This window comes from Streptomyces sp. NPDC058092 (genome assembly GCF_042884935.1).
In the GTDB taxonomy this organism is placed as follows: domain Bacteria; phylum Actinomycetota; class Actinomycetes; order Streptomycetales; family Streptomycetaceae; genus Streptomyces.
In genome coordinates this window covers 18324-37842 of the sequence record NZ_JBHVSY010000013.1, presented here as the reverse complement: position 1 = coordinate 37842, position 19519 = coordinate 18324, and the positions used below count along the sequence as shown (strand labels likewise).

Here is a 19519-nt window from a genome sequence, read left to right as displayed (position 1 = left end):
CCGTACGCGTCGGATGCGCCAAAGGCGCGGCTGCCGCACCTGTCGCCTTCAGGAACGCGGATCGAGGGTGTCGATCAGCTCCCCGCACGTGGCAGTGGCCCGCATCTCGTCGGCCAGGCGCGCGGCCCGCGCCCGGTACGAGGGTTCCTTGAGCACCAGTTCGGCGGCCGACCGGATCCGGGAGATGTCGTCGGCGCCGAGTACCGCCGCATGGTCCGCCGGACCGCCGGTCGGGGTGACGGCGAGCCCGGCGCCCGCCTCGGTCACCAGCCGGGCGTTCACCGGCTGGTCGGCGAAGAGGGGGACGCAGACCAGCGGGACGCCCGCCGCCAGCGCGCCGAAGGCCGTCCCCGACCCGCCGTGACAGACCACGAGCGAGGCGCTGCCCAGGACGTCGGCCTGCGGTACCCACGGCTCCACGTGGACGTGGGGCGGGATCGGTCCGAGGCCCGGCAGATCGGTGCCGTGGCCTGCCGTGAGCAGTACCCGTACCGGCAGTCCGCTCACCGCCTCCAGTGCGGCCCGGTACAGGCCGCCGGCGGTCGGCACGGCGCCCGCCTCGGTGCCGAGGGTGAGGTAGACCAGCGGCTCCTCGGCTCCGCCCCACCAGTCCGGCAGCGCGCCCGGCTCGGGGGTTTCGTGATAGCGGTGGGTCACGGCGTACGGCGAGGGGTCCAGGGAGGCCGGCAGGCGCGTCAGATACGGGGACGCCCGGAGCCGTTCGACGATGCCGGGGCCGTACGGTTCGAGCACGGGGCGCAGCAGCGTGTCGGTGGACCGGGCGAACCGCGCGGCGGAGACCGCGACCCGGGCGTGCGGGATGCCCTGGCGCTCGGCGGCCACCACCGACGCGAACTCGTACGCCTCGTGCAGCACGAGGTCGGGCCGCCACTCACGGCAAGCTGCCTCCAGCGCGGGCAGCATCGCGGCGATGCGCAGCCGGCCGAACACCTCCCTGGTCATCAGGGACACCCCGTCGTCCGGGGGCAATTCCAGGACGCGCGTCATCACACGCGTCAGTTCGTCGCCCGGCGGCTCCGCTCCGATGCGGTACGGCTGTTCCCGGGCCGCGAGTGCCGCTTCGAGTCCCGGTGGCGCGACGACGAGGACGTCGTCGCCGCGTGCCGTGCACGCGTCGATGAGGGGGACCAGTGGGTGGAAGTGGCCCGAGCCGCTGGTCGAGGCGAAAAGTACACGCATGGGCCGAGCCTAGGGAGGCCGGCCCCTTGCCCACAGCCCCACTTTCCGCCTCTTTCCGGCGCGTCGCGAATCCCACGTGCACATGGTCGTGATGGGTGGCGTCGGTGAAGAACTGATTCGCCCGCGCGCCCCCGGAGAGCTGGATCGGTCCGCCGACGTTGTACGAGCGTGCCGCTGCCGCGTCCCGCATGAACGACTCGTCAGCCGGCGCGGGGTGGCGCGGTGACCTCCCAGCGGGGCCGCGCCCGGCTCAGGCGTACGTCGACGGTCGTGCCGCCCGCGTGCCCGGGGGTCCATTGACGGCAGACCACCATCACACTGGCCGTGTCCGCCGGAATCCCGCCGTACTGCGCGTCGATCACCCCGGCCTCCTCGGCACCGCGCCCGCCGACGGCTGCCCCGGCCGCACCGTGGACCCGGTCCCGCTGCGGAACGCGCTGGTCGACACGGTGCCGGAGCCGCTCAGGCGATCAGGGGGCGGTCGTAGGGGGCAACGGGTGCCGGAAGCACCGTGGAGCCGCTCAGATAGCGGTCCGTCGCGGCCGCGACGGACCGTCCCTCCGCGATGGCCCACACCACGAGGGACTGGCCGCGTCCCGCGTCACCGGCTATGAAGACTCCGCCGTTCCTGGCGCGGGCCGCCCGCTCGGCCGAGCCCTCCGGGACCGCCCCTTCAGCAGTTTCGGCGGCGAAGCCGGCGTCCCGGGCGAAGTTTCCCCGGTCGTCCAGCGTGAGTCCGAGCTGCCGCATGAGGCCGGTGTCGCGTTCGGGACCGAAGAAGCCGAGGGCGAGCACGACGAGATCTGCCGGCAGCACCTGCTCCGTCTCCAGCCGCGGCCTTCTGCCCTCGGGCTCCACTTCGGCCAGGCGCAGCGCGCGCACATGGCCGGTCCGGTCGCCTTCGAAGCGGAGGGTGGCGCAGGAGAACAGTCTCGGATCCGCGCCGTCCCGCCCCCGGGCCTCCTCGTGGGCGTGGGATATCCGATAGACCTTCGGGTACACGGGCCAGGGTTCGGTGTCCCGTCGGGCAGCACCGGGCTCCGGGTTGATGTCGAGCTGTACGGCGGAGGCTGCTCCCTGGCGCAGGACGGTGCCCAGACAGTCCGATCCGGTGTCTCCGCCGCCGATGATCACCACGTGTCTGCCCTCGGCGGTGACGGCCGGCACGTCGCGGTCGCCCTCCACGACCCGGTTGGCCAGGGTCAGGTACTCCATGGCCTGGTGGATGCCGTACAGCTCGCGGCCCGGGACCGGCAGCTCCCGCTGCCCGGTGGCTCCGACGGCGATGACGAGCGCGTCGTACCGGTCCGCGAGCTCGGCGGCGTCGAGATCGCCTCCGACGTCCACGCCCGTACGGAATTTGGTGCCCTCCGCACGCATCTGCTCGACGCGGCGGTCGAGGTGGCACTTCTCCATCTTGAAAGCGGGGATGCCGTAGCGCAGCAGTCCGCCGATGCGGTCGGCGCGCTCGTAGACGGCGACGGTGTGTCCGGCGCGGGTCAGTTGTTGCGCTGCCGCCAGTCCCGCCGGGCCCGAACCGATGACGGCGACGGTCCTCCCGCTGAGCCGCTCGGGCGGCTGCGGCGTGGTGTAGCCGCGCGCCCAGCTCTCGTCGGCGATCGCCTGCTCGACATTCTTGATCGTCACCGGATCGGCGTTGATGGTCAGCACGCAGGCGTCCTCACACGGCGCGGGGCACAACCGCCCGGTGAACTCCGGGAAGTTGTTCGTCGCGTGCAGCCGCTCGGCCGCTGCCCACCAGTCGCCCTTCCTCGCGTACGCGTTCCACTCGGGGATGAGGTTTCCCAGCGGGCAGCCGCTGTGACAGAACGGTATGCCGCAGTCCATGCACCGCCCCGCCTGCCGGGACACGAGCGGAAGCCGGGCCTGCCCCGCGTAGACCTCGTTCCAGTCGCTCAGCCGTTCCTGGACCGGGCGCGCCGGGACGGGCCGGCGGGGGGTCCTGAGGAAGCCGTGGGGGTCGGTCATGCGCCGCCTCCGTCGCTGACTCGCGGTGCACAGGCGTTACGGTCAGACTACGCCCGCAGTCACCCCTCCTCGTTCCTGGCCGGGCCACCGGCCGGACGACGCGATACGCTCGGTTTCGGGGACGTGTTCCGACCACGGAGGCGGCCATGAGCGAGTACGACGAGTACCCGACGCCGTCGCAGGCAGAGGGCGAGCGGCTGGACGAGGACATGAATCCGGCCGAGGAGCGGCACCCCGCCACGATGCGAACCCAGCCGTCGCAGGCCGAGGGTGAGCGCCGAGCGGAGGATGCCGAAAGCTGAAAGAGGCGGCAGCTGTACGGTGGCGGCTCCTTGCCGGTTCGTTCCGGAGAGAGTTCCACGCGTACAGCCGCTGCGTCCGGCGCCTCCGGGAAGGCCGCACCCGATGGGCCGGCGCGACAGGCATACGCCCCTGGGGTTCGCACGCGCGTCCGCATGCATGTCCGTCCTTCCGTCCGTATGTCCGTACGCGAAGGAGGTCCGCCCGGTATGGATTCGGATCGTGCCCGCCGGTTGGTGTCGGCGCTTCGTGACCGTCGCGTGATGGCCCACCTCGTAGAGGCGGGTGTCTACGAGTTCGGGATCCGGGTCGTCCTCGACGAGGGAATCGAGGCGCTGTGGGACGTCGACGGGGCCTCGGGTCTCGACGCGGAGATCGTCAGCGACGGGGTGCTCATCGGCTTCGTACCTCATGTGCCCGGCTCGGAGAGCTTCACCGAAGAGCAGCTCGTGGAGAGCATCGCGACGACGCGGTACTCGACGGAGGGGCTCCGCCCGCCCAGCGGCACTCCCGCTCCGGCCGCACCCCCGGCCGCCGAGACCGCGCCCGTCGCCGGGCCCGGGCCGTCGCCCACTCCCCCGGTCACCCCGCCCGTCGCCCGGTACCAGCGCCGGGCCCACTGGATCCGGCGGGACAAGGAGGGCGGTGCCCGGCACTGACCGGGCGCCCGCCGCAGCGCCCGGTCAGTGCCGGGCCCGGCCGGCTGGACGGGGTGCGCCTCGCGGGCCCGGCTGCCGTCGCGCCCTCGTCAGACGCCCGCGGCCCGCGCCGTCTCGTACACCTCGGTCGCCACACCGATCAGCTCCGCGGCGTCGCGCGTCGTGCCCTGGAGGTCCAGCATGATCTCCGGTACGCCCGTTGCGGCGTGTGCCACCAGGTCCTCGACGATCTGCGCCACGCTCCCGTGGAAGGGCTGCCGGTCCGCACCTTCGAACGGCTTGGCGCTGTACCGAGCGTTGGCGCGGGCGCAGACGTCGATCGGACGCTCCCGGCCACGCTCGGCAGCCACGTCCCGTACTCGTTGCCACTGCTCGGCCAGCTGGGCTGCGCCCATGGCCACGGGCATCCAGCCGTCCGCCCGGTCCACCAGACGGCGGGTGGCGCGCGCGCTGTTCGCGGGCAGGTAGACCGGGATGGGGCGCACCGGCTTCGGGCCGACCTCGGACGGGGCAATGGTGGTCAGCTCGCCCTCGTACGAGACGGGGTCCGGGCCCCAGACGGCCGCGCACACGTCAAGCAGTTCGTCCAGGACCGCGCCGCGCTTCTCGAAAGGCGCGACGGAAGCGGCCGCGTACTCGTCCAGGGACCATCCCGTGCCGAGGCCCGCGATCACTCGTCCACCGCTCGCGACGTCCAGCGAGGCGAGCGACCGGGCCAGCTGGAACGGTACGTGCAACGGCGCGACCAGGACGCTGGTGCCCAGCCGCGCCCGGCCGGTGGCCGCGGCGGCCAGTGCGAGCGTGACCAGCGGGTCGGCGACGCTGCGGTACTGATCGGGCCACGGCAGCCCCGGTACGCCGTACAGCCCCTGGGTGGCCGGCTCGGGAAACAGGACACGCTCGAAAACCCACAGGCTCGCGTATCCGGTCTCCTCCGCCGCGCGGGCCACGGAGGCCACATCGCGGCCGATGTCGTACTGCTTCATCTGCGGGAGACCGAGACCGAGTGAGATCGGCATGGATCCGCTCCTTCATGATGGCTGCGGAACAACTACCTCAGAACACTTACGTCTTCCCCGCCCGGTGTCCGTCGAAAAACACGGTGTGCAGGGCCTCGCCGTCGACGTCCGCCGCGCTGACACCGCCGGCCGGCGACCGGCTGCGCGCGTCAGCCCGCGAAGGCCGGGCTCGGCATACCCCGGCCCGCGTCCGGGAGGACCAGGAGCGATCCCGACAGCGGGTGCGGCCGGTCCAGGCCGGTGCGGGCCGTGGTGACGTAGAGATCGCGCAGGCCGGGTCCGCCGAAGGCGCAGGCGGTGGGCCGGCGTACCGGGAGCCGGACGGTGCGGTCCAGGTCGCCTCGCGGGGTGTAGCGGCGCAGCGCGGCGCCGTCCCAGAGTGCGACCCACACGCAGCCGTCGGCGTCGACGGTGAGACCGTCGGGGAAGCCCGCTCCTTCCTCGACGGTCGCCAGCGGTCGTCTGTCGAGGACGCGTGGGCCGTCGACGCGGCAGACGTCGATGCGGCGGGTGGGACTGTCGATGTAGTACATGAGCGAGCCGTCGGGGGCCCAGCCGGTGCCATTGCTGACCGCTACCGAGTCGAGGATCTCGGTGACGCTGCCGTCGGGGGCGATACGGGACAGGGTGCCGCCGCCCGGCTGCTCGTCGTACCGCATGGTGCCCGCCCACAGGGCCCCATCGGGGGCGACGGCCGCGTCGTTGCCGCGGCGGCCGGCCACCGGGTCGTGCACGAGCCAGGAGAACGCCCCGTCCGCGGCGTACAGGCCGATGCCGTCCCTGAGGTTGACCACCAGGCCGCCGCCCGCGCGGGGTTTCGCCGCCCCGACGTGTTGTCCGGTGGCCATGACCGTGCGGCGGCCACGCGTCGGTTCGTAGGTGTGGACACGGCAACCGAGGATGTCCACCCAGGTCAGGCGTCCGGTCGCCGGGTCCCAGGTGGGGCCCTCGCCGAGGGCGGCCCGCTCCCGGACGGCGACCTCGGGCCTCATCGGGCGCCGCCGCGGTGGCCGAGGCGTGCGGAGAGGTCGGCGGCGCCCCTGGCGGCCAGCTCGGCGAGTTCGGCCTCACCCTCCTCGCTCCAGCGGATCATGGGCACGGAGATGGACAGGGCGGCGACGACACGGCCCGTGCGGTCGCGGACCGGCGCGGCGACGCAGCTCACGTCCGGGTTGGACTCGCGGTGTTCGAAGGCGATGCCGCGGGCGCGGATGTCGGCGAGGGCGGTCCGCAGCTCGCCGGGATCAGTGATGCTGTTCCGGGTCATCGCGACCAGTTCGCCCTCCTCCTCGATGCGGGCGTCCAGTTCCTCGGCCGGCAGCGAGGCGAGCAGCATCTTGCCCACGGAGGTGCAGTGGGCCGGGAGCCTGCGGCCCGCGGCCGAGACCATGCGGACCGCGTGGATCGAGTCGACCTTGGCGATGTAGATGACGTCGAGATCCTCGAGGATCGCGACGTGCACCGTCTCGTCGCAGGTCTCGGCGACCTCACGGGCCACCTCGTTGCCCTCGGCGGCGATGTCGAGCTGTTCCGCGTAACGGCTGCCGAGCTGGTACGCGCGCACACCGAGGCGGTAGCGGCCCGGCCGGCCCGGGACCGTCACGAGGTAGGTGCGAACCGCGAGCGTGGTGATCAGTTCGTGCACCGTCGTGCGCGGCAGCTGGAGCTTGCGGGTGATCTCGGGGGCGGAGAGGGTTCCGTCGCCTTCCAGGAACAGCTCGAGTATGTCCAGCGCCCTGGTCACCGCGGGGACGAGACGTCCCATTTCCTTCACCCACCCTTGGTCGTTCGCCGTCGGTTGCCGTCGTTCGCCGTCGTTCGCCGTCGTTCGGTATTTCGGTCAGCGGCCGGGATGGCGGACACAGGCTAAACACAGTCGCGTTCGTCGGGCAACGGTCCCTGCGGAATCGGCTGGCGCGCGACCCATTGACACCCCCCACGGAGCCTGTTTACGGTCACGCCACCCATCTCGAACATGTGACGAAATCTCGAACAGACTCTAGAGGAAGCCGCCTTGCGCATCACGGGAATCAGTACCCATGTCGTCGGGACCCCCTGGCGCAATCTCACCTACGTACTCGTCCACACCGACGAGGGTCTCACCGGTGTCGGCGAGACCCGGATGCTCGGCCGCACCGACGCCCTGGTCGGCTATCTCCGGGAGGCCGAGGCCAACCACATCGCCGGGTCCGATCCGTTCGCGGTCGAGGATCTCGTGCGGCGCATGAAGTACGGCGACTACGGACGGGCCGGCGAAATCGTCATGTCCGGCATCGCGGTCGTCGAGATGGCCTGCTGGGACATCAAGGGCAAGGCACTCGGGGTGCCCGTGTGGCAGCTGCTCGGCGGCAAGGTGACCGACCGGGTCAAGGCGTACGCCAACGGCTGGTACACCACCGAGCGCACCCCGGAGGCCTATCACGACGCGGCCAAGGAGGTCGTGGCACGCGGCTACCGGGCCCTGAAGATAGATCCCTTCGGGACCGGGCACTTCGAGCTGGACCACGAGCAGACCAGGTACGCCGTGTCGCTGATCGAGGCGGTGCGCGACGCGATCGGGCCCGAGGCCGAGCTGATGCTGGAGATGCACGGCCGCTTCAGCCCGGCCACGGCGGTGCGGCTCGCCCGCGAGATGGCGCCGTTCCGCCCGGCCTGGCTGGAGGAGCCGGTGCCGCCGGAGAACCTCAAGGCACTGGCGAAGGTCGCCGAGCGGGTGGACCTGCCGGTCGCGACCGGGGAACGCATCCACGACCGGATCGAGTTCCGCGAGCTGTTCGAGTCGCAGGCCGCCGACATCATCCAGCCCGACCTCGGCCACATCGGCGGCATCCTGGAGACCCGCAAGCTGGCGGCCACCGCCGAGACCCACTACATGCTGGTCGCCCCGCACAACGTCGGCGGCTCGGTACTGACGGCCGCCTCCCTCCAACTGGCCGCCTGCACACCGAACTTCAAAATTCTGGAGCACTTCAACGACTTCGCGGACGCGGAGATCAAGAACGTGGTCGAGGGCGCGCCGCAGGTGGACCCGGAGACGGGGTGCTTCGAGATCTCGCACGCCCCCGGCCTCGGGGTCGAGTTCGATGTCGACGCCGCGGCCGAATTCCCCCAGCAGCGGGCCCGGTTCGACCTGTGGGCCGAGAACTGGGAGCAGAGGAAGCCCGAGTGAGCCGCGCGATCGTCATCGACCGGCCCGGCAGCCACCGCCTGGTCGACGGAGCCGTGCCGGAGCCGGGGCCCGGCGAGGTCCGGGTGCGGGTGGCCGCGGCCGGTATCTGTATGAGTGACCGCGAGGTCTACGACGGCCACCGCGACCTCGCCTATGTCCGCTATCCCGTGGTTCCCGGCCACGAGTGGGCGGGCACGGTGGAGGCGGTGGGCGAGGGCGTGGACGCGGCCCTCGTCGGCCGCAGGACCGTCGCCGAGGGATTCCGGTCCTGCGGTGTCTGCGCGCGCTGCCGGTACGGGGAGACCAGCCTGTGCACCGGCGGATACGCCGAGACGGGGTTCACCGAGCCGGGCGCGTTCGCCGACCATCTCCTCGTACCCGTACGCCTGTTGCACCCCCTGCACGACGAGGCCGATCTGCGGGCAGCCGCGCTGATCGAGCCCGCGGCGGTGGTCACGGCCGCCGTACGGGCCGGGCGGCCCCGGCCCGGTGAGCGCGTCGCCGTCGTCGGCGCAGGCACTCTCGGGCTGCTCGCGGTGCAGTTGCTCGCCGCCTCGTCGCCCGCCGAGCTCACCGTGATCGACCCCCGTGCCACACGCGCCGAGCAGGCGGTCCGGTTCGGCGCGACCGAGAGCCTGACGCCTGAACAGGCGGCTGGGAAGGGCGATTTCGACCTGGTGGTGGAGACCGCGGGCGCCCCCTCCACGGCCGCCGACGCCTGCCTCCTCGCCCGCAGGGGCGGCCGGGTGGTGCTCACCGGGATGTTCGCGCCCGGCGCCACCGGGATCGATCCGGTGCATCTGGCGCTGAGCCAGCTGGAGATCCGTTCCGTCTTCGGCGCGCCCTCCTCGGCCTGGTCGGAGACGGTACGCGCCTTCGGTCTCGGGCTGATCTCCCCCGCCCCGCTCATCACCCACACGTTCCCGCTGGAACGGTTCGCCGATGCCATCGCCCTGGTGGGCGGCGGCGACCCGGCGACCGGAAAGGTGCTGCTGCACCCCTAGTGCGTACGGGAACTGCCGCACCCGCAGTACGTATGCGTGCCGCCGCACACCACCTCATCCGAATGACGTCCGAAATATCGAACATGGGAGTCACGTGACCGCCCCCTCTTCACCCCGACGCCCCGGCGGCGACGCGCTCGCCCGCATCGGCCATCCCTCGCCCGCCGTCGACCCCGCCGATGCCTCACCGCACACCTTTCCCGACGGCGGCACCTGGCGCACCGAGATCCCCTCGGTGGAGGGGCCCGAGGCGCTGAGCGTCGTACTCGAGGAGAGCGCCCGCCACGACGTGCCGGTGCACCGCATCAGTCAGGGCAGCGGCGTCTGGATGCTCACCGACAGCGAGATCACCGAGATGGTGGAGTCCTGCACCGAGCGGGACATCGAGCTGTGCCTGTTCACCGGACCGCGCGGCACCTGGGACATCGGCGGCTCCACGCGCACCGGCTCCGGCGGCGCGGGGCTGCGCGCCCGGGGACACGACGCACTCGCCGGATGCGTGGAAGACGCCCTGCGCGCAACGGAGTTGGGCGTCACCTGCCTGCTCGTCGCCGACGAGGGGGTGCTGTGGACCCTGCACCGGATGCGGCTGGCCCAACTGCTGCCCGCCGGCACCACGCTGAAACTGTCCGCGCTCAGCGGCCCGGTCAACCCGGCCTCGTACGCGGTGTACGAGCAGCTCGGCGCCGACTCCCTCAACGTGCCCTCCGACCTGACGCTGGATCATCTGTCCGAGATCCGCCGGGTCAGTGCCGCCCCGATGGACATGTACGTCGAGGCGCCCGACGACCTGGGCGGCTACGTGCGCATGTACGAGGTCGCCGAGCTGATCCGGCGCGGCGCCCCGCTCTATCTGAAGTTCGGCCTGAGCAACGCGCCCGGGATCTACCCGTACGGCGCCCAGCTGCGCGACCACACCCTGGCGACCGCCCGCGAGCGCGTCCGGCGCGGGCGGCTCGTCCTCGACCTGCTCGCCCGGCACGGCGCGGACGGCGGCATGTCGCCGCTCGGCTCCCGGCTGCCGGGGGACCTGAGGCGTTTCCCCGTCCCGGAAGGCAACTGATCCATGACCGACCGCACCCGCATACGCCGCACCCGCCTCGCCGTGGCCTGCACGGCCGCCGCCCTGCTCGCCGTCTCCCTCACCGCCTGCGGCCAGGAGGCCAGAGGCGGCAGCCGTTACCGCGCCGATGACGGCACGAGCGGCACCATCGGCCTGGCCATGCCCACCAAGGCCTCCGAACGCTGGATCGCCGACGGCCGGAACATGGCCGAGCAGTTCCAGAAGGCCGGGTACAAGACCGATCTGCAGTACGGCGACGACAAGGTGGAGAACCAGGTCGCCCAGATCGAGAACATGATCACCAAGGGGCGCCGGCTCCTGGTGGTCGCCGCCATCGACGGCTCGGCCCTCACCGATGTCCTGGCCCGCGCCCACGACGCGGGCATCCCCGTGATCTCGTACGACCGCCTCATCATGGGCACCGGGAACGTCGACTACTACGCGTCCTTCGACAACGAGCGCGTCGGGGAGCTCCAGGGCCGGTACATCGTCGACAAGCTGAAGCTCGGCAAGCCGGACGGGGGCGCCGCCGAGACGTTCAACATCGAGCTGTTCGCGGGCTCACCGGACGACAACAACACCAAGTACTTCTGGACCGGCGCCCTCAAGGTCCTGGGGCCCTATCTGGCCAGCGGGCAGCTCGTCGTGCGCAGCAAGCAGACGAAGATGAGCCAGGCCACCACGCTGCGCTGGGACGGCGGCACCGCGCAGAAGCGGATGGACGATCTGATCAGCAAGAATTACGGCGACCAGAAGGTCGACGCGGTCCTGTCGCCGTACGACGGGATCTCGATCGGCATCATCTCCGCGCTCAAGAGCGCCGGATACAGCGGCAAGGACCTGCCGATCGTCACCGGACAGGACGCGGAGCTGGCCTCGGTGAAATCCATCATCCGGGGCGAACAGCGCCAGACCGTCTTCAAGGACACCCGCAAACTCGCCGCGCAGGCCGTGCAGATGGGCGACGCGGTCCTCCACGGCAGGAAGCCGGAGGTCAACAACACCGAGGACTACGACAACGGCAAGAAGACCGTGCCGTCCTACCTGCTCAAGCCGGTCAGCATCGACAGGACCAACACCGATCTCCTCGTGCGCGAGGGGTACTTCACGGCGGGACAGCTCAAGTGAAGCGGCCCGTACTGGAGATGCGCTCGATCACCAAGACGTTTGCGGGCGTCAAGGCGCTCTCCGGGGTGAACCTGACGGTACGGCCCGGAGAGATCCATGCCGTCTGCGGTGAGAACGGCGCGGGCAAGTCGACCCTGATGAAGGTCCTCAGCGGCGTACATCCGCACGGCAGTTACGAGGGCGAGATCCGGTTCGAGGGCGAGCCGGTGGCCTTCAAGGACATCCAGGCCAGCGAGCGGCACGGCATCGTGATCATCCACCAGGAACTGACCCTGGTCCCGTATCTCTCCATCGCCGAGAACATCTTCCTCGGCAACGAGCGGACCTCGGCCCGGGGCGTGATCGACTGGAACGACACCTACCGCCGGGCGGGCGCACTGCTCGAGCAGGTGGGCCTGCGCGAGAAGCCGCAAACGCCGGTCGCAGACATCGGCGTCGGCAAACAGCAACTGGTGGAGATCGCCAAGGCCCTGTCCAAGGAGGTGAAGCTGCTCATCCTCGACGAGCCCACGGCCGCGCTCAACGACGAGGACAGCGCCCAGCTGCTCGGCCTGATCCTGGAGCTGCGCGAGCAGGGCGTGGCGAGCATCATCATCTCGCACAAGCTGAACGAGATCCGCGAGGTCGCCGACTCGGTGACCATCCTGCGCGACGGGCAGACGATCGAGACGCTGACGGTACGTCAACCCCCCATGGCTGCACCCCGGTTGTCCGAGGAGCGCATCATCCGCGGCATGGTCGGCCGCGACCTGGACCACCGCTTCCCCGACCGCACCCGCTACACCGGCGAGGACGCCGAAGCCCTGGCCGTCGCCGGCTGGACGGTCCGCCACCCCGTGGACCATCAGCGCACGGTGGTCGACGACGTGTCGCTGACCGTACGCCGCGGCGAGATCGTCGGCATCGCGGGCCTGATGGGCGCCGGCCGCACCGAGCTCGCCATGTCCGTCTTCGGCCGCTCCTACGGCCACTACGTCGCCGGCACGGTTTCGGTCGGCGGGCGCGAGGTGGTCACCAGGACGGTGTCCGCGGCGATCGGCGCCGGGATCGCGTACGTCACGGAGGACCGCAAGCGGTACGGCCTGAACCTCATCGACACCATCGACCGCAACATCTCCCTGGCCTCGCTGCCGGGCATGCGCAGGCGTGGCGTCGGCGGCATCGGCGCAGTGGTGGACGAGCACCTGGAACGTCAGGTCGCCGAGCGCTACCGCACCTCGATGAACATCAAGGCCCCCACGGTCTTCGAGCGGGTCGGGCGCCTGTCCGGCGGCAATCAGCAGAAGGTCGTCCTGAGCAAGTGGATCCACGCCGACCCCGAGGTGCTGATCCTCGACGAGCCGACCCGCGGCATCGACGTGGGCGCGAAGTACGAGATCTACACCGTCATCGACCGGCTCGCGGCCGACGGAAAGGCCGTGCTGTTCATCTCGTCCGAACTGCCGGAGCTGCTCGGGATGTGCGACCGGATCTACACGATGGCCGAGGGCCGGCTGACCGGTGAGGCAGCCCGCGCGGACTGCACCCAGGAAGTCCTGATGCGCCTGATGACACGCGACACGACGATGAACAGAAGCTGAGGTCCCGTCATGACCACTACGACCACTCCCCCCAGGGGCGCGACCCCGACGCCGTCCGAACGGCTCCCGACAGGCGCTCTGCTCCTGCGGTCGGTGCGCGCCAACATGCGCCAGTACGGCATGCTCGTCGCCCTGGCGTTCATCGTTCTGCTCTTCCAGATCTGGACCGACGGCACCCTGTTGCTGCCGAACAACGTGTCCAATCTGATCCAGCAGAACGGCTACATCCTCATCCTGGCCATGGGCATGATGATCGTCATCATCGCGGGCCATATCGACCTGTCCGTCGGCTCGTTGGTCGCCTTCGTCGGGGCCGTGGCGGCGGTGATGATGGTCAAGGGCGACATGCCCTGGGTGCTCGCGCTCGTCCTGTCGCTGCTCATCGGGGCGGTCGCGGGCGCGTGGCAGGGCTTCTTCATCGCTTACGTCGGCATCCCGTCGTTCATCGTGACGCTGGCCGGCATGCTGCTGTTCCGCGGTCTGACGCAGATCGTCCTGGAAGGCCAGTCGCTCGCGCCCTTCCCCGACGGTTTCCAGAACATCGCCAAGGGCTTCATCCCCGAGATGGGCCCGTACACGCAGTACCACAACCCGACGCTCGTCCTCGGTCTGGTCACGATCGTCTTCCTGCTGCTGCGCGAGTGGCGCGACCGCAGGCGTCAGCTCGCCTACGACCTCGACGCCCTTCCGCAAGGCCTGTGGGTGGCCAAGTGCGTGGCGATGACGGCTGCCGTGGTGGCGTTCACACTGACCCTGGCCAGCTTCCACGGTGTTCCCGTCGTGATGCTCATCATGTGCGCCCTGCTGCTCCTGCTCGGCTACGTGATGCGCAATGCCGTGGTCGGGCGGCATGTGTACGCGCTCGGCGGCAACAAGGCCGCCGCGCAGCTGTCCGGCGTCAAGGACAAGCACGTCACCTTCCTGGTCTTCGTCAACATGGGCGTCCTGGCGGCGCTCGCGGGCTGTGTGTACGCGGCACGTCTGAACGCGGGCACTCCGCAGGCGGGCCTCAACTTCGAACTGGAGGCGATCGCCGCCTCGTTCATCGGCGGCGCGTCGATGAGCGGCGGCGTCGGCACGGTGATGGGCGCGGTCATCGGCGGCCTGGTACTCGGCGTCCTCAACAACGGCATGTCGCTCGTCGGCATCGGCACCGACTATCAGCAGGTCATCAAGGGCCTCGTCCTGCTCGCGGCGGTCGGGTTCGATGTGTGGAACAAGCGCAAGATCGGCCGCTGACGCCAGGCTTCGGCGGAGCTCCCCGGCGGCGAGACCGACGAGCACGGCGCCGCCGCCGGCCCGGTAGCGGGGCGGCACGCGGTTCCGGGCCGATCGGTTCAGGCCGGTCGCGCCAGGGCCTGCAGGGGGAGCACTCCCGCGCCGGAGAACAGGCCGCGGGCCGCGCCGACGCGCCGTTCGCGCGCCGGACCCGGTGCGGTCAGGCGGTCCAGGGCGCGGACCAGCGCCCGGGGGTCCGTCGCGTAGTCGGTGAGACCGTGCTCCGCCATCCGTCGAACGCCCTCCTTGCCGTGGCCCGGAATGGCCCGGTAGCCGACCACCGGAACTCCGGCCGCCATGGCTTCGAGTGCCATTTGACCTGCCGCGTTGTCGATGAGCGCGCGGGAGGCGCTCATGAGGCCCGGCATGTCGTCGACCCAGCCCGCCGCGCGCACATGGGCGAGGCGTGACAGGTCCCGGCGCAGCCGGGTGTTCGTACCGCAGAGCACGACCGGCACGTATCCCGCCGCAGCCACCAGGCGCGCGGTCCCGGCCACGCGGGATCCGGCCCCCCAGGCCCCCGTCGAGATCAGCACGGGTGACCGGCCCGGCGAGTCGAGACGTCGTCGCCAGTCCGCCGCCGTCGGCGCCGGGGCGTGGAACCGGGGTGCCACCATGGCGCCGGATACGACCGTCGGACGCCGTACCGCTCGCCGTACCTGATGTGCGAGATCGGACGTGAGGCACAGGTGGAGATCGTTGCCCGGGTGCAGCCATTGGCGGTGAACGGCGAAGTCGGTGATGACGACGGCGCTCGGGATCGTGAGCGCGCCGCGGGCGCGGAGTCCGCCGGTGAGCTGGGCGGCGAGGTGGAAGACGGGTACGACCACGTCCGGCCGCTGTTGTGCGACGAGGTCGAGCAGGCGTCGCTGCGCGAGGGCCGCCAACGGGGAACTGCCGGGCCGGGGACCGCCTCCGGTCCGGAAGAAGGCCGCGTACAGCGCGGAATAGACCACGGGCGTGTGGCAGACGGCCGTCCGGTAGAAGGAGTGCAGTCCACCGCCGATTCCCGGGGGCAGCAGGTCGAGGACATCGACCGTCGTCGTCCGCCCTCCGCCGGCCTCCAGTCTGCGGGCCAGTTCGGCGGCCACCACATGGTGGCCGGAGCCCATGCCGGCGCTCAGGATCAGGAAGCGTCCTGGCGCCGCGTTCATCGGCCGTACGCTCCCGGGAGTGCCGGCTGGCCGTCCGGCGCGGGACCGTTCCGACGGGACCTCCACCGGTAGCAGCAGGAGCCCTCCGGGCGGCGGAGGGGTCCGCACGGGTCCGGTAGCTCGGTCGGACGAGTGGCAGGCACGTGATCACCTCTGAGGTCGGCAGCCCTCGGAGTATCCGTCGGGACGGGTACGGAACCCGGTTCTTCCATCCTGTCGGTGCGTTCGGTGCAGTGAGGTATGGGCTTCAACGGTTTTACGGGAGCCCACTCGGGCTACCCCTAACCCGACCCGACACCGCAATGCCCGCGTCCGCGGTCTCCGAGGGGCGGGCCACCGTGCCGCACAGTACTGAGACAGGGAGAGGCCATGCCACGTGTTCCGTGCATCGCTCACCGCGGCGTGCCGGGTGGCGACTCGTCGGACGGTCATGACGTCCGGGCCGGGGTGGCTCTGGTGACGGGGGCCTCCTCGGGTATCGGGGCCGCGGTGTCCCAGCGGATCGCGGCCGAAGGCGGCTGGCGGCTTCTGGTGAGCGGGCGCGACCGGCAGCGGCTCGACGGGGTCGCGGCGACGACGTGCTCGACGCCGCTGTACGCGGACCTGATGTCGCTCGACGGTACGGAGCAACTGGTCGAGGAGGCCCTCGACACCGCCGGCCGGGTGGATCTGCTCGTCGCGGCGGCAGGGGTCGGCTGGGCGGGCTCCTTCCACGCGATGCCGGCTGCCGCCGCCGACCGGGTCCTCACCGTGGATCTGGTGTCCGTCGTCCATCTGGTACGACTGCTGCTGCCGCACATGCTTGCGGCGGGGCGCGGACACATCATGCTGATCGGATCGGTGGCGGGATCCACCGGTGTCCGCGGTGAGGCGGTCTATTCGGCGGCGAAGGCCGCCCTTGCCGCCTTCGCGGACGCTCTGCGCTACGAATTGAAGGGCACCGGAGTGCGCGTCACACATATGGTCCCCGGTGTGGTGGACACGCCGTTCTTCGATCGACGAGGAATGCCGTACGCCCGTTCGTGGCCCCGGCCGATGGCGCCGGAACGCGTCGCCGACGCGGTCTGGGAGGCCTTCGCGGCGGACCGTGAGGAGGTGTACGTCCCCGGCTGGCTGCGCTTGCCGGGGTGTGTGCGCTCCGTGGCCCCCGGGCTCTATCACCGGCTCGCGGCACGCTTCGGCTAATCGGCGACATGAACGTCCTCGCCGTGGTACTCGCGCTGTGGGCGGCTCTCGCCAATGGCGCGGCATCCGTGCTGCAGCGGCGGGCCGCCATGGAGCAGACGGAGTCCGAGGCGGTGGGCGGCAGGCCGGCGGTGTGGCAGGGGATGCGCGGTCTGGCGCGGCTGGTGCGCCGTCCCTTCTGGCTGGCCGGCGTGACGGCGCTCGGGCTGTCGGCCGTCCTGCAGGCGGGGGCACTGGCGGTCGGCAGCCTGTCGGTGGTTCAGCCGCTGATGGCGAGCGAACTCCTCTTCACGTTGCTGCTCGGCACCGTGGTCTTCCCTCACCGTCCGGGCGGCGGAACCTGGCTGTCGTTCCTGATGCTCGCCGCAGGTCTGGCGCTCTTCCTGGCCGCCGTCGGCCCGTCGGCCGGGGAGGAAACCGGAAAGGCCGGTACCTGGCTGCCTGTCGGAATCTTTGCCGCCACGGCGGTGCCGGCGCTGATCCTGGTGGCCCGTACGCTCACCGGCGCCACCGGCGCCGCCGGCGCCGCGGTGCTGGGCTGTGCCACGGCCATCTCCTTCGCCTGCACGGCCGCTCTGATCAAGGAAGTCACCGGCCGGGTCCAGGAGGGAGCGGCCGTGGTCTTCACGACGGGGTACGTGTACGCGCTGGGCTGCGCCGGTCTACTGAGTCTGCTGCTGTTGCAGAGCGCTCTGCGTGCCGGGACTCTGGCCGCTTCCCAGCCGGCGCTCACGCTCGGGGACGCGCTGGTGAGTGTGGTGCTGGGGAGGGCACTGTTCGGCGAGCGGATCGCGCTGGGTGATCATCTGCTGCCGGCCACGCTGGGTGCGTGCCTGGTGGCTGCCGGCACGGTGGGCCTGTCGCTCTCCCCGGCGGTCGCGGGTCACTGGGATGCCACGAGAACGACCATGCGGCACAGCCGGGCCGACCGACTGCCGACGGCCGCTGACGACGAAGGGACAGAAGCCCGTTGAACCCCCGGCACATCAGAATCCCCACCGCGCTCCGTGCCCCACTGACTGTGTCGGCACTTGTGCTGACCGCTCATGTCGCCCCGGCCGGCACATGGCTGCCGGGGTTGCGCCGGACGTGCTTTCCCTCCCTGGCAGGCCTCGGCCACCCCAGACATGTCGCCCTGACCTTCGATGACGGCCCCGACCCCCGCTCCACCCCGCTCTTCCTCGACGCGCTGGACCGGCTGTCCACCCGCGCCACCTTCTTCGTGCTCGGGGAGAGTCTCCTGCGCCATCCGGAACTCGGCCGCGACATCGCCCGCCGCGGCCACGAACTCGCCGTTCACGGATGGACACACAGCCGCCCGTGGCTTCCCGCCCCCGGCCGGGACCTGCGCGAGGTCTCCCGTGCCGCCGAAGCGGTGCGAAGGATCTCGGGCGTGTGGCCGTTGTGGTACCGGCCGCCGTACGGAATCCTGACCGGCGGCCGGTGGACCGCCGCCCTGGCCTGCGGGCTGCGACCGGTGCTCTGGTCGGCCTGGGGACGGGAATGGGCGAAGGACGCGACGGCCGAGGGCGTTCTGACGACCGTACGCAGCGGGCTGCGCGGCGGCGGGACGGTCCTCCTGCACGATGCCGATCCGTCGGCATCGTGCCAGTGGCGGCCGGTACTCGCGACGCTGCCGGAACTGATCAACGGCTTGCGGACCGCCGGGCTGGCCGTCGGCCCGCTCGCCGACCACGGCCTCGCACCGGTCCGGCGGACGGGTTGACGGCGCCGGCTGCTCCGATCGTTCCCCCATCCGTGGACGGTTGCCCCGGCAGCTCACGAAGGACACAGTGAAAAAGAAGCACGTACGAGATCGGAGCACATCGTGATCGTTCTCGGAGTCATCCTGCTTGCCATCGGTTTCGTGACCGGCATCTCCATCCTGTGGACGATCGGGATCATTCTCGCGGTGGTGGGTCTGATTCTGTGGGTCCTCGGAGCGATGGGACACGCGGTCGCCGGCCGAAGGCACTACTGGTAGAGCGACAGCGGCACTCGTTCGTCAGCTCCCCGGAGCCGCTCGGCGTCCTCCACCCGCGGACTCGTCCGGGGGAGGTGGCAGAGGTACGACGTGACCGCGCTCCCGCCACGGAGGAATCTCATTGCCGCCTCTCCTCCTGTCCCGGACGCAAGAACCACTGACACGCCGCATCCGCGACGTCTTCCAAGGCACCGGGCTCCTCGAACAAATGTGTGGCTCCGGGAATCACATAGAGCCGGTGCGGCACCCGCAGTTGCTCGGCCGCCTCCCGGTTCAGCATCAGTACGTGCCTGTCGTCGCCGCCCACGATCAGCAGCACAGGGGATCGCACCTGGCTCAGCGCCTCGGCCGCCAGGTCGGGGCGGCCGCCACGGGACACGACGGACTGGACACGGTCAGGCCGCTCGGTTGCCGCCACCAGGGCTGCGGCGGCCCCGGTGCTCGCGCCGAAGAGTCCCAGAGGCAGGTCCGCCGTGGCCGGCCGGTCGCCGAGCCAGTCGACCGCGGTCACCAGGCGTCGCCCCAGCAGGCCGATGTCGAAGCGGTACTCCCCCGACACCGCGTCCAGCCGCTCCTCCTGCTCGGTCAGCAGGTCCAGCAGCAGCGTGCCCAGCCCCGCCTCCCGCAGGGACGCGGCCACGGCCCTGTTGCGCGGGCTGTGGCGCGAACTGCCGCTGCCGTGGGCGAAGAGCACCACCCCCGCGGCCTGCTCGGGAATCACCAGGTCGCCGACGATCGCCGATCCGTCAACAGGTATGGAAACCGCTTCGGATTTCACCACTGTCATCGTCTCCTTCCCAGGGTGCG

20 protein-coding genes are annotated in these 19519 nt (G+C 71.0%); 12 read left to right on the top strand and 8 right to left on the bottom strand.

The genetic code is table 11. The features are described from left to right. Positions 1-48: 48 nt before the first annotated feature. The 3 genes from ACFVV1_RS21980 to ACFVV1_RS21970 all read right to left on the bottom strand — a co-directional run bounded on the left by ACFVV1_RS21980 (position 49) and on the right by ACFVV1_RS21970 (position 3189). Complete coding sequence (locus ACFVV1_RS21980; RefSeq protein WP_389991646.1) at positions 49-1200, bottom strand: glycosyltransferase; 1152 nt, start codon at positions 1198-1200, stop codon at positions 49-51. A 200-nt stretch (positions 1201-1400) separates the two neighbouring features. Continuing rightward, positions 1401-1562, bottom strand: coding sequence for a hypothetical protein (locus ACFVV1_RS21975; protein ID WP_389991643.1), 162 nt, complete (start codon positions 1560-1562; stop codon positions 1401-1403). A gap of 100 nt (positions 1563-1662) precedes the next feature. Next, positions 1663-3189: a glutamate synthase subunit beta gene (locus tag ACFVV1_RS21970; protein WP_389991640.1), complete on the bottom strand. Its 1527-nt coding sequence runs from the start codon at positions 3187-3189 to the stop codon at positions 1663-1665. A gap of 146 nt (positions 3190-3335) precedes the next feature. On the opposite strand from ACFVV1_RS21970, the gene ACFVV1_RS21965 reads away from it, so the two are divergent. Together ACFVV1_RS21965 and ACFVV1_RS21960 are read left to right on the top strand one after the other, a co-directional pair. Continuing rightward, positions 3336-3491 carry a hypothetical protein gene (locus ACFVV1_RS21965; RefSeq protein WP_389991637.1) on the top strand — a complete coding sequence of 52 codons (156 nt, stop codon included), beginning with the start codon at positions 3336-3338 and terminating at the stop codon, positions 3489-3491. 261 nt (positions 3492-3752) lie between these two features. Continuing rightward, positions 3753-4148, top strand: coding sequence for a hypothetical protein (locus tag ACFVV1_RS21960; protein ID WP_389991634.1), 396 nt, complete (start codon positions 3753-3755; stop codon positions 4146-4148). Between the two features lie 89 nt (positions 4149-4237). Here ACFVV1_RS21960 and ACFVV1_RS21955 read toward each other — a convergent pair whose 3' ends face one another. The 3 genes from ACFVV1_RS21955 to ACFVV1_RS21945 form a co-directional block, all read right to left on the bottom strand. Then, positions 4238-5167, bottom strand: coding sequence for a TIGR03619 family F420-dependent LLM class oxidoreductase (locus tag ACFVV1_RS21955; RefSeq protein WP_389991631.1), 930 nt, complete (start codon positions 5165-5167; stop codon positions 4238-4240). Positions 5168-5316: 149 nt separating this feature from the next. Next, the gene (locus ACFVV1_RS21950) at positions 5317-6159 is read right to left on the bottom strand and encodes an SMP-30/gluconolactonase/LRE family protein (protein WP_389991628.1); all 843 of its coding nucleotides are present in this window, start codon (positions 6157-6159) and stop codon (positions 5317-5319) included. Continuing rightward, positions 6156-6932: an IclR family transcriptional regulator gene (locus ACFVV1_RS21945; RefSeq protein ID WP_389991625.1), complete on the bottom strand. Its 777-nt coding sequence runs from the start codon at positions 6930-6932 to the stop codon at positions 6156-6158. The genes ACFVV1_RS21950 and ACFVV1_RS21945 overlap by 4 nt, the downstream gene beginning before the upstream one ends. Positions 6933-7181: 249 nt before the next feature. On the opposite strand from ACFVV1_RS21945, the gene ACFVV1_RS21940 reads away from it, so the two are divergent. The 6 genes from ACFVV1_RS21940 to mmsB all read left to right on the top strand — a co-directional run bounded on the left by ACFVV1_RS21940 (position 7182) and on the right by mmsB (position 14350). Beyond that, positions 7182-8336 (top strand): mandelate racemase/muconate lactonizing enzyme family protein, encoded by a 1155-nt coding sequence (locus ACFVV1_RS21940; RefSeq protein ID WP_389991622.1) that lies wholly within the window; start codon positions 7182-7184, stop codon positions 8334-8336. Then, on the top strand, positions 8333-9340 hold the full coding sequence (locus ACFVV1_RS21935) for a zinc-binding dehydrogenase (RefSeq protein WP_389991619.1): 1008 nt from the start codon (positions 8333-8335) through the stop codon (positions 9338-9340). Before ACFVV1_RS21940 ends, ACFVV1_RS21935 begins: the two co-directional genes overlap by 4 nt. Before the next feature lie 94 nt (positions 9341-9434). Further along, a complete protein-coding gene (locus ACFVV1_RS21930; RefSeq protein WP_389991616.1) occupies positions 9435-10403 on the top strand; it encodes a hypothetical protein in 969 nt (322 codons plus the stop codon). A gap of 3 nt (positions 10404-10406) precedes the next feature. Next, positions 10407-11531, top strand: a complete 1125-nt coding sequence (gene chvE / locus ACFVV1_RS21925) for a multiple monosaccharide ABC transporter substrate-binding protein (RefSeq protein ID WP_389991613.1) — start codon at positions 10407-10409, stop codon at positions 11529-11531. A 17-nt stretch (positions 11532-11548) separates the two neighbouring features. Then, on the top strand, positions 11549-13111 hold the full coding sequence (gene mmsA, locus ACFVV1_RS21920) for a multiple monosaccharide ABC transporter ATP-binding protein (RefSeq protein ID WP_389992104.1): 1563 nt from the start codon (positions 11549-11551) through the stop codon (positions 13109-13111). A gap of 9 nt (positions 13112-13120) precedes the next feature. Next, positions 13121-14350 (top strand): multiple monosaccharide ABC transporter permease, encoded by a 1230-nt coding sequence (mmsB, locus tag ACFVV1_RS21915; protein WP_389991610.1) that lies wholly within the window; start codon positions 13121-13123, stop codon positions 14348-14350. Between the two features lie 98 nt (positions 14351-14448). Here mmsB and ACFVV1_RS21910 read toward each other — a convergent pair whose 3' ends face one another. Next, a complete protein-coding gene (locus ACFVV1_RS21910) occupies positions 14449-15543 on the bottom strand; it encodes a glycosyltransferase (protein WP_389991607.1) in 1095 nt (364 codons plus the stop codon). A 369-nt stretch (positions 15544-15912) separates the two neighbouring features. On the opposite strand from ACFVV1_RS21910, the gene ACFVV1_RS21905 reads away from it, so the two are divergent. The 4 genes from ACFVV1_RS21905 to ACFVV1_RS21890 all read left to right on the top strand — a co-directional run bounded on the left by ACFVV1_RS21905 (position 15913) and on the right by ACFVV1_RS21890 (position 18712). Continuing rightward, positions 15913-16728: an SDR family NAD(P)-dependent oxidoreductase gene (locus tag ACFVV1_RS21905; protein ID WP_389991604.1), complete on the top strand. Its 816-nt coding sequence runs from the start codon at positions 15913-15915 to the stop codon at positions 16726-16728. An 8-nt stretch (positions 16729-16736) separates the two neighbouring features. After that, positions 16737-17702: a DMT family transporter gene (locus tag ACFVV1_RS21900; RefSeq protein WP_389991601.1), complete on the top strand. Its 966-nt coding sequence runs from the start codon at positions 16737-16739 to the stop codon at positions 17700-17702. A gap of 41 nt (positions 17703-17743) precedes the next feature. Then, positions 17744-18454 carry a polysaccharide deacetylase family protein gene (locus tag ACFVV1_RS21895; protein WP_389992101.1) on the top strand — a complete coding sequence of 237 codons (711 nt, stop codon included), beginning with the start codon at positions 17744-17746 and terminating at the stop codon, positions 18452-18454. A 102-nt stretch (positions 18455-18556) separates the two neighbouring features. Next, positions 18557-18712: a DUF6131 family protein gene (locus ACFVV1_RS21890; RefSeq protein ID WP_389991598.1), complete on the top strand. Its 156-nt coding sequence runs from the start codon at positions 18557-18559 to the stop codon at positions 18710-18712. Positions 18713-18830: 118 nt separating this feature from the next. Here the strand turns inward: ACFVV1_RS21890 and ACFVV1_RS21885 are convergent, their stop codons facing one another. Further along, a complete protein-coding gene (locus ACFVV1_RS21885; protein ID WP_389992098.1) occupies positions 18831-19490 on the bottom strand; it encodes a dienelactone hydrolase family protein in 660 nt (219 codons plus the stop codon). Between the last annotated feature and the right edge of the window lie 29 nt (positions 19491-19519).

Coding starts and splice junctions, on each gene's coding strand:
- ACFVV1_RS21965 (WP_389991637.1), top strand. CDS start 3,336: ATGAGCGAGTACGACGAGTACCCGACGCCGTCGCAGGCAGAGGGCGAG.
- ACFVV1_RS21970 (WP_389991640.1), bottom strand. CDS start 3,189: ATGACCGACCCCCACGGCTTCCTCAGGACCCCCCGCCGGCCCGTCCCG.
- ACFVV1_RS21955 (WP_389991631.1), bottom strand. CDS start 5,167: ATGCCGATCTCACTCGGTCTCGGTCTCCCGCAGATGAAGCAGTACGAC.
- ACFVV1_RS21980 (WP_389991646.1), bottom strand. CDS start 1,200: ATGCGTGTACTTTTCGCCTCGACCAGCGGCTCGGGCCACTTCCACCCA.
- ACFVV1_RS21945 (WP_389991625.1), bottom strand. CDS start 6,932: ATGGGACGTCTCGTCCCCGCGGTGACCAGGGCGCTGGACATACTCGAG.
- mmsB (WP_389991610.1), top strand. CDS start 13,121: ATGACCACTACGACCACTCCCCCCAGGGGCGCGACCCCGACGCCGTCC.
- ACFVV1_RS21905 (WP_389991604.1), top strand. CDS start 15,913: ATGCCACGTGTTCCGTGCATCGCTCACCGCGGCGTGCCGGGTGGCGAC.
- mmsA (WP_389992104.1), top strand. CDS start 11,549: ATGCGCTCGATCACCAAGACGTTTGCGGGCGTCAAGGCGCTCTCCGGG.
- ACFVV1_RS21950 (WP_389991628.1), bottom strand. CDS start 6,159: ATGAGGCCCGAGGTCGCCGTCCGGGAGCGGGCCGCCCTCGGCGAGGGC.
- ACFVV1_RS21960 (WP_389991634.1), top strand. CDS start 3,753: ATGGCCCACCTCGTAGAGGCGGGTGTCTACGAGTTCGGGATCCGGGTC.
- chvE (WP_389991613.1), top strand. CDS start 10,407: ATGACCGACCGCACCCGCATACGCCGCACCCGCCTCGCCGTGGCCTGC.
- ACFVV1_RS21910 (WP_389991607.1), bottom strand. CDS start 15,543: ATGAACGCGGCGCCAGGACGCTTCCTGATCCTGAGCGCCGGCATGGGC.
- ACFVV1_RS21900 (WP_389991601.1), top strand. CDS start 16,737: ATGAACGTCCTCGCCGTGGTACTCGCGCTGTGGGCGGCTCTCGCCAAT.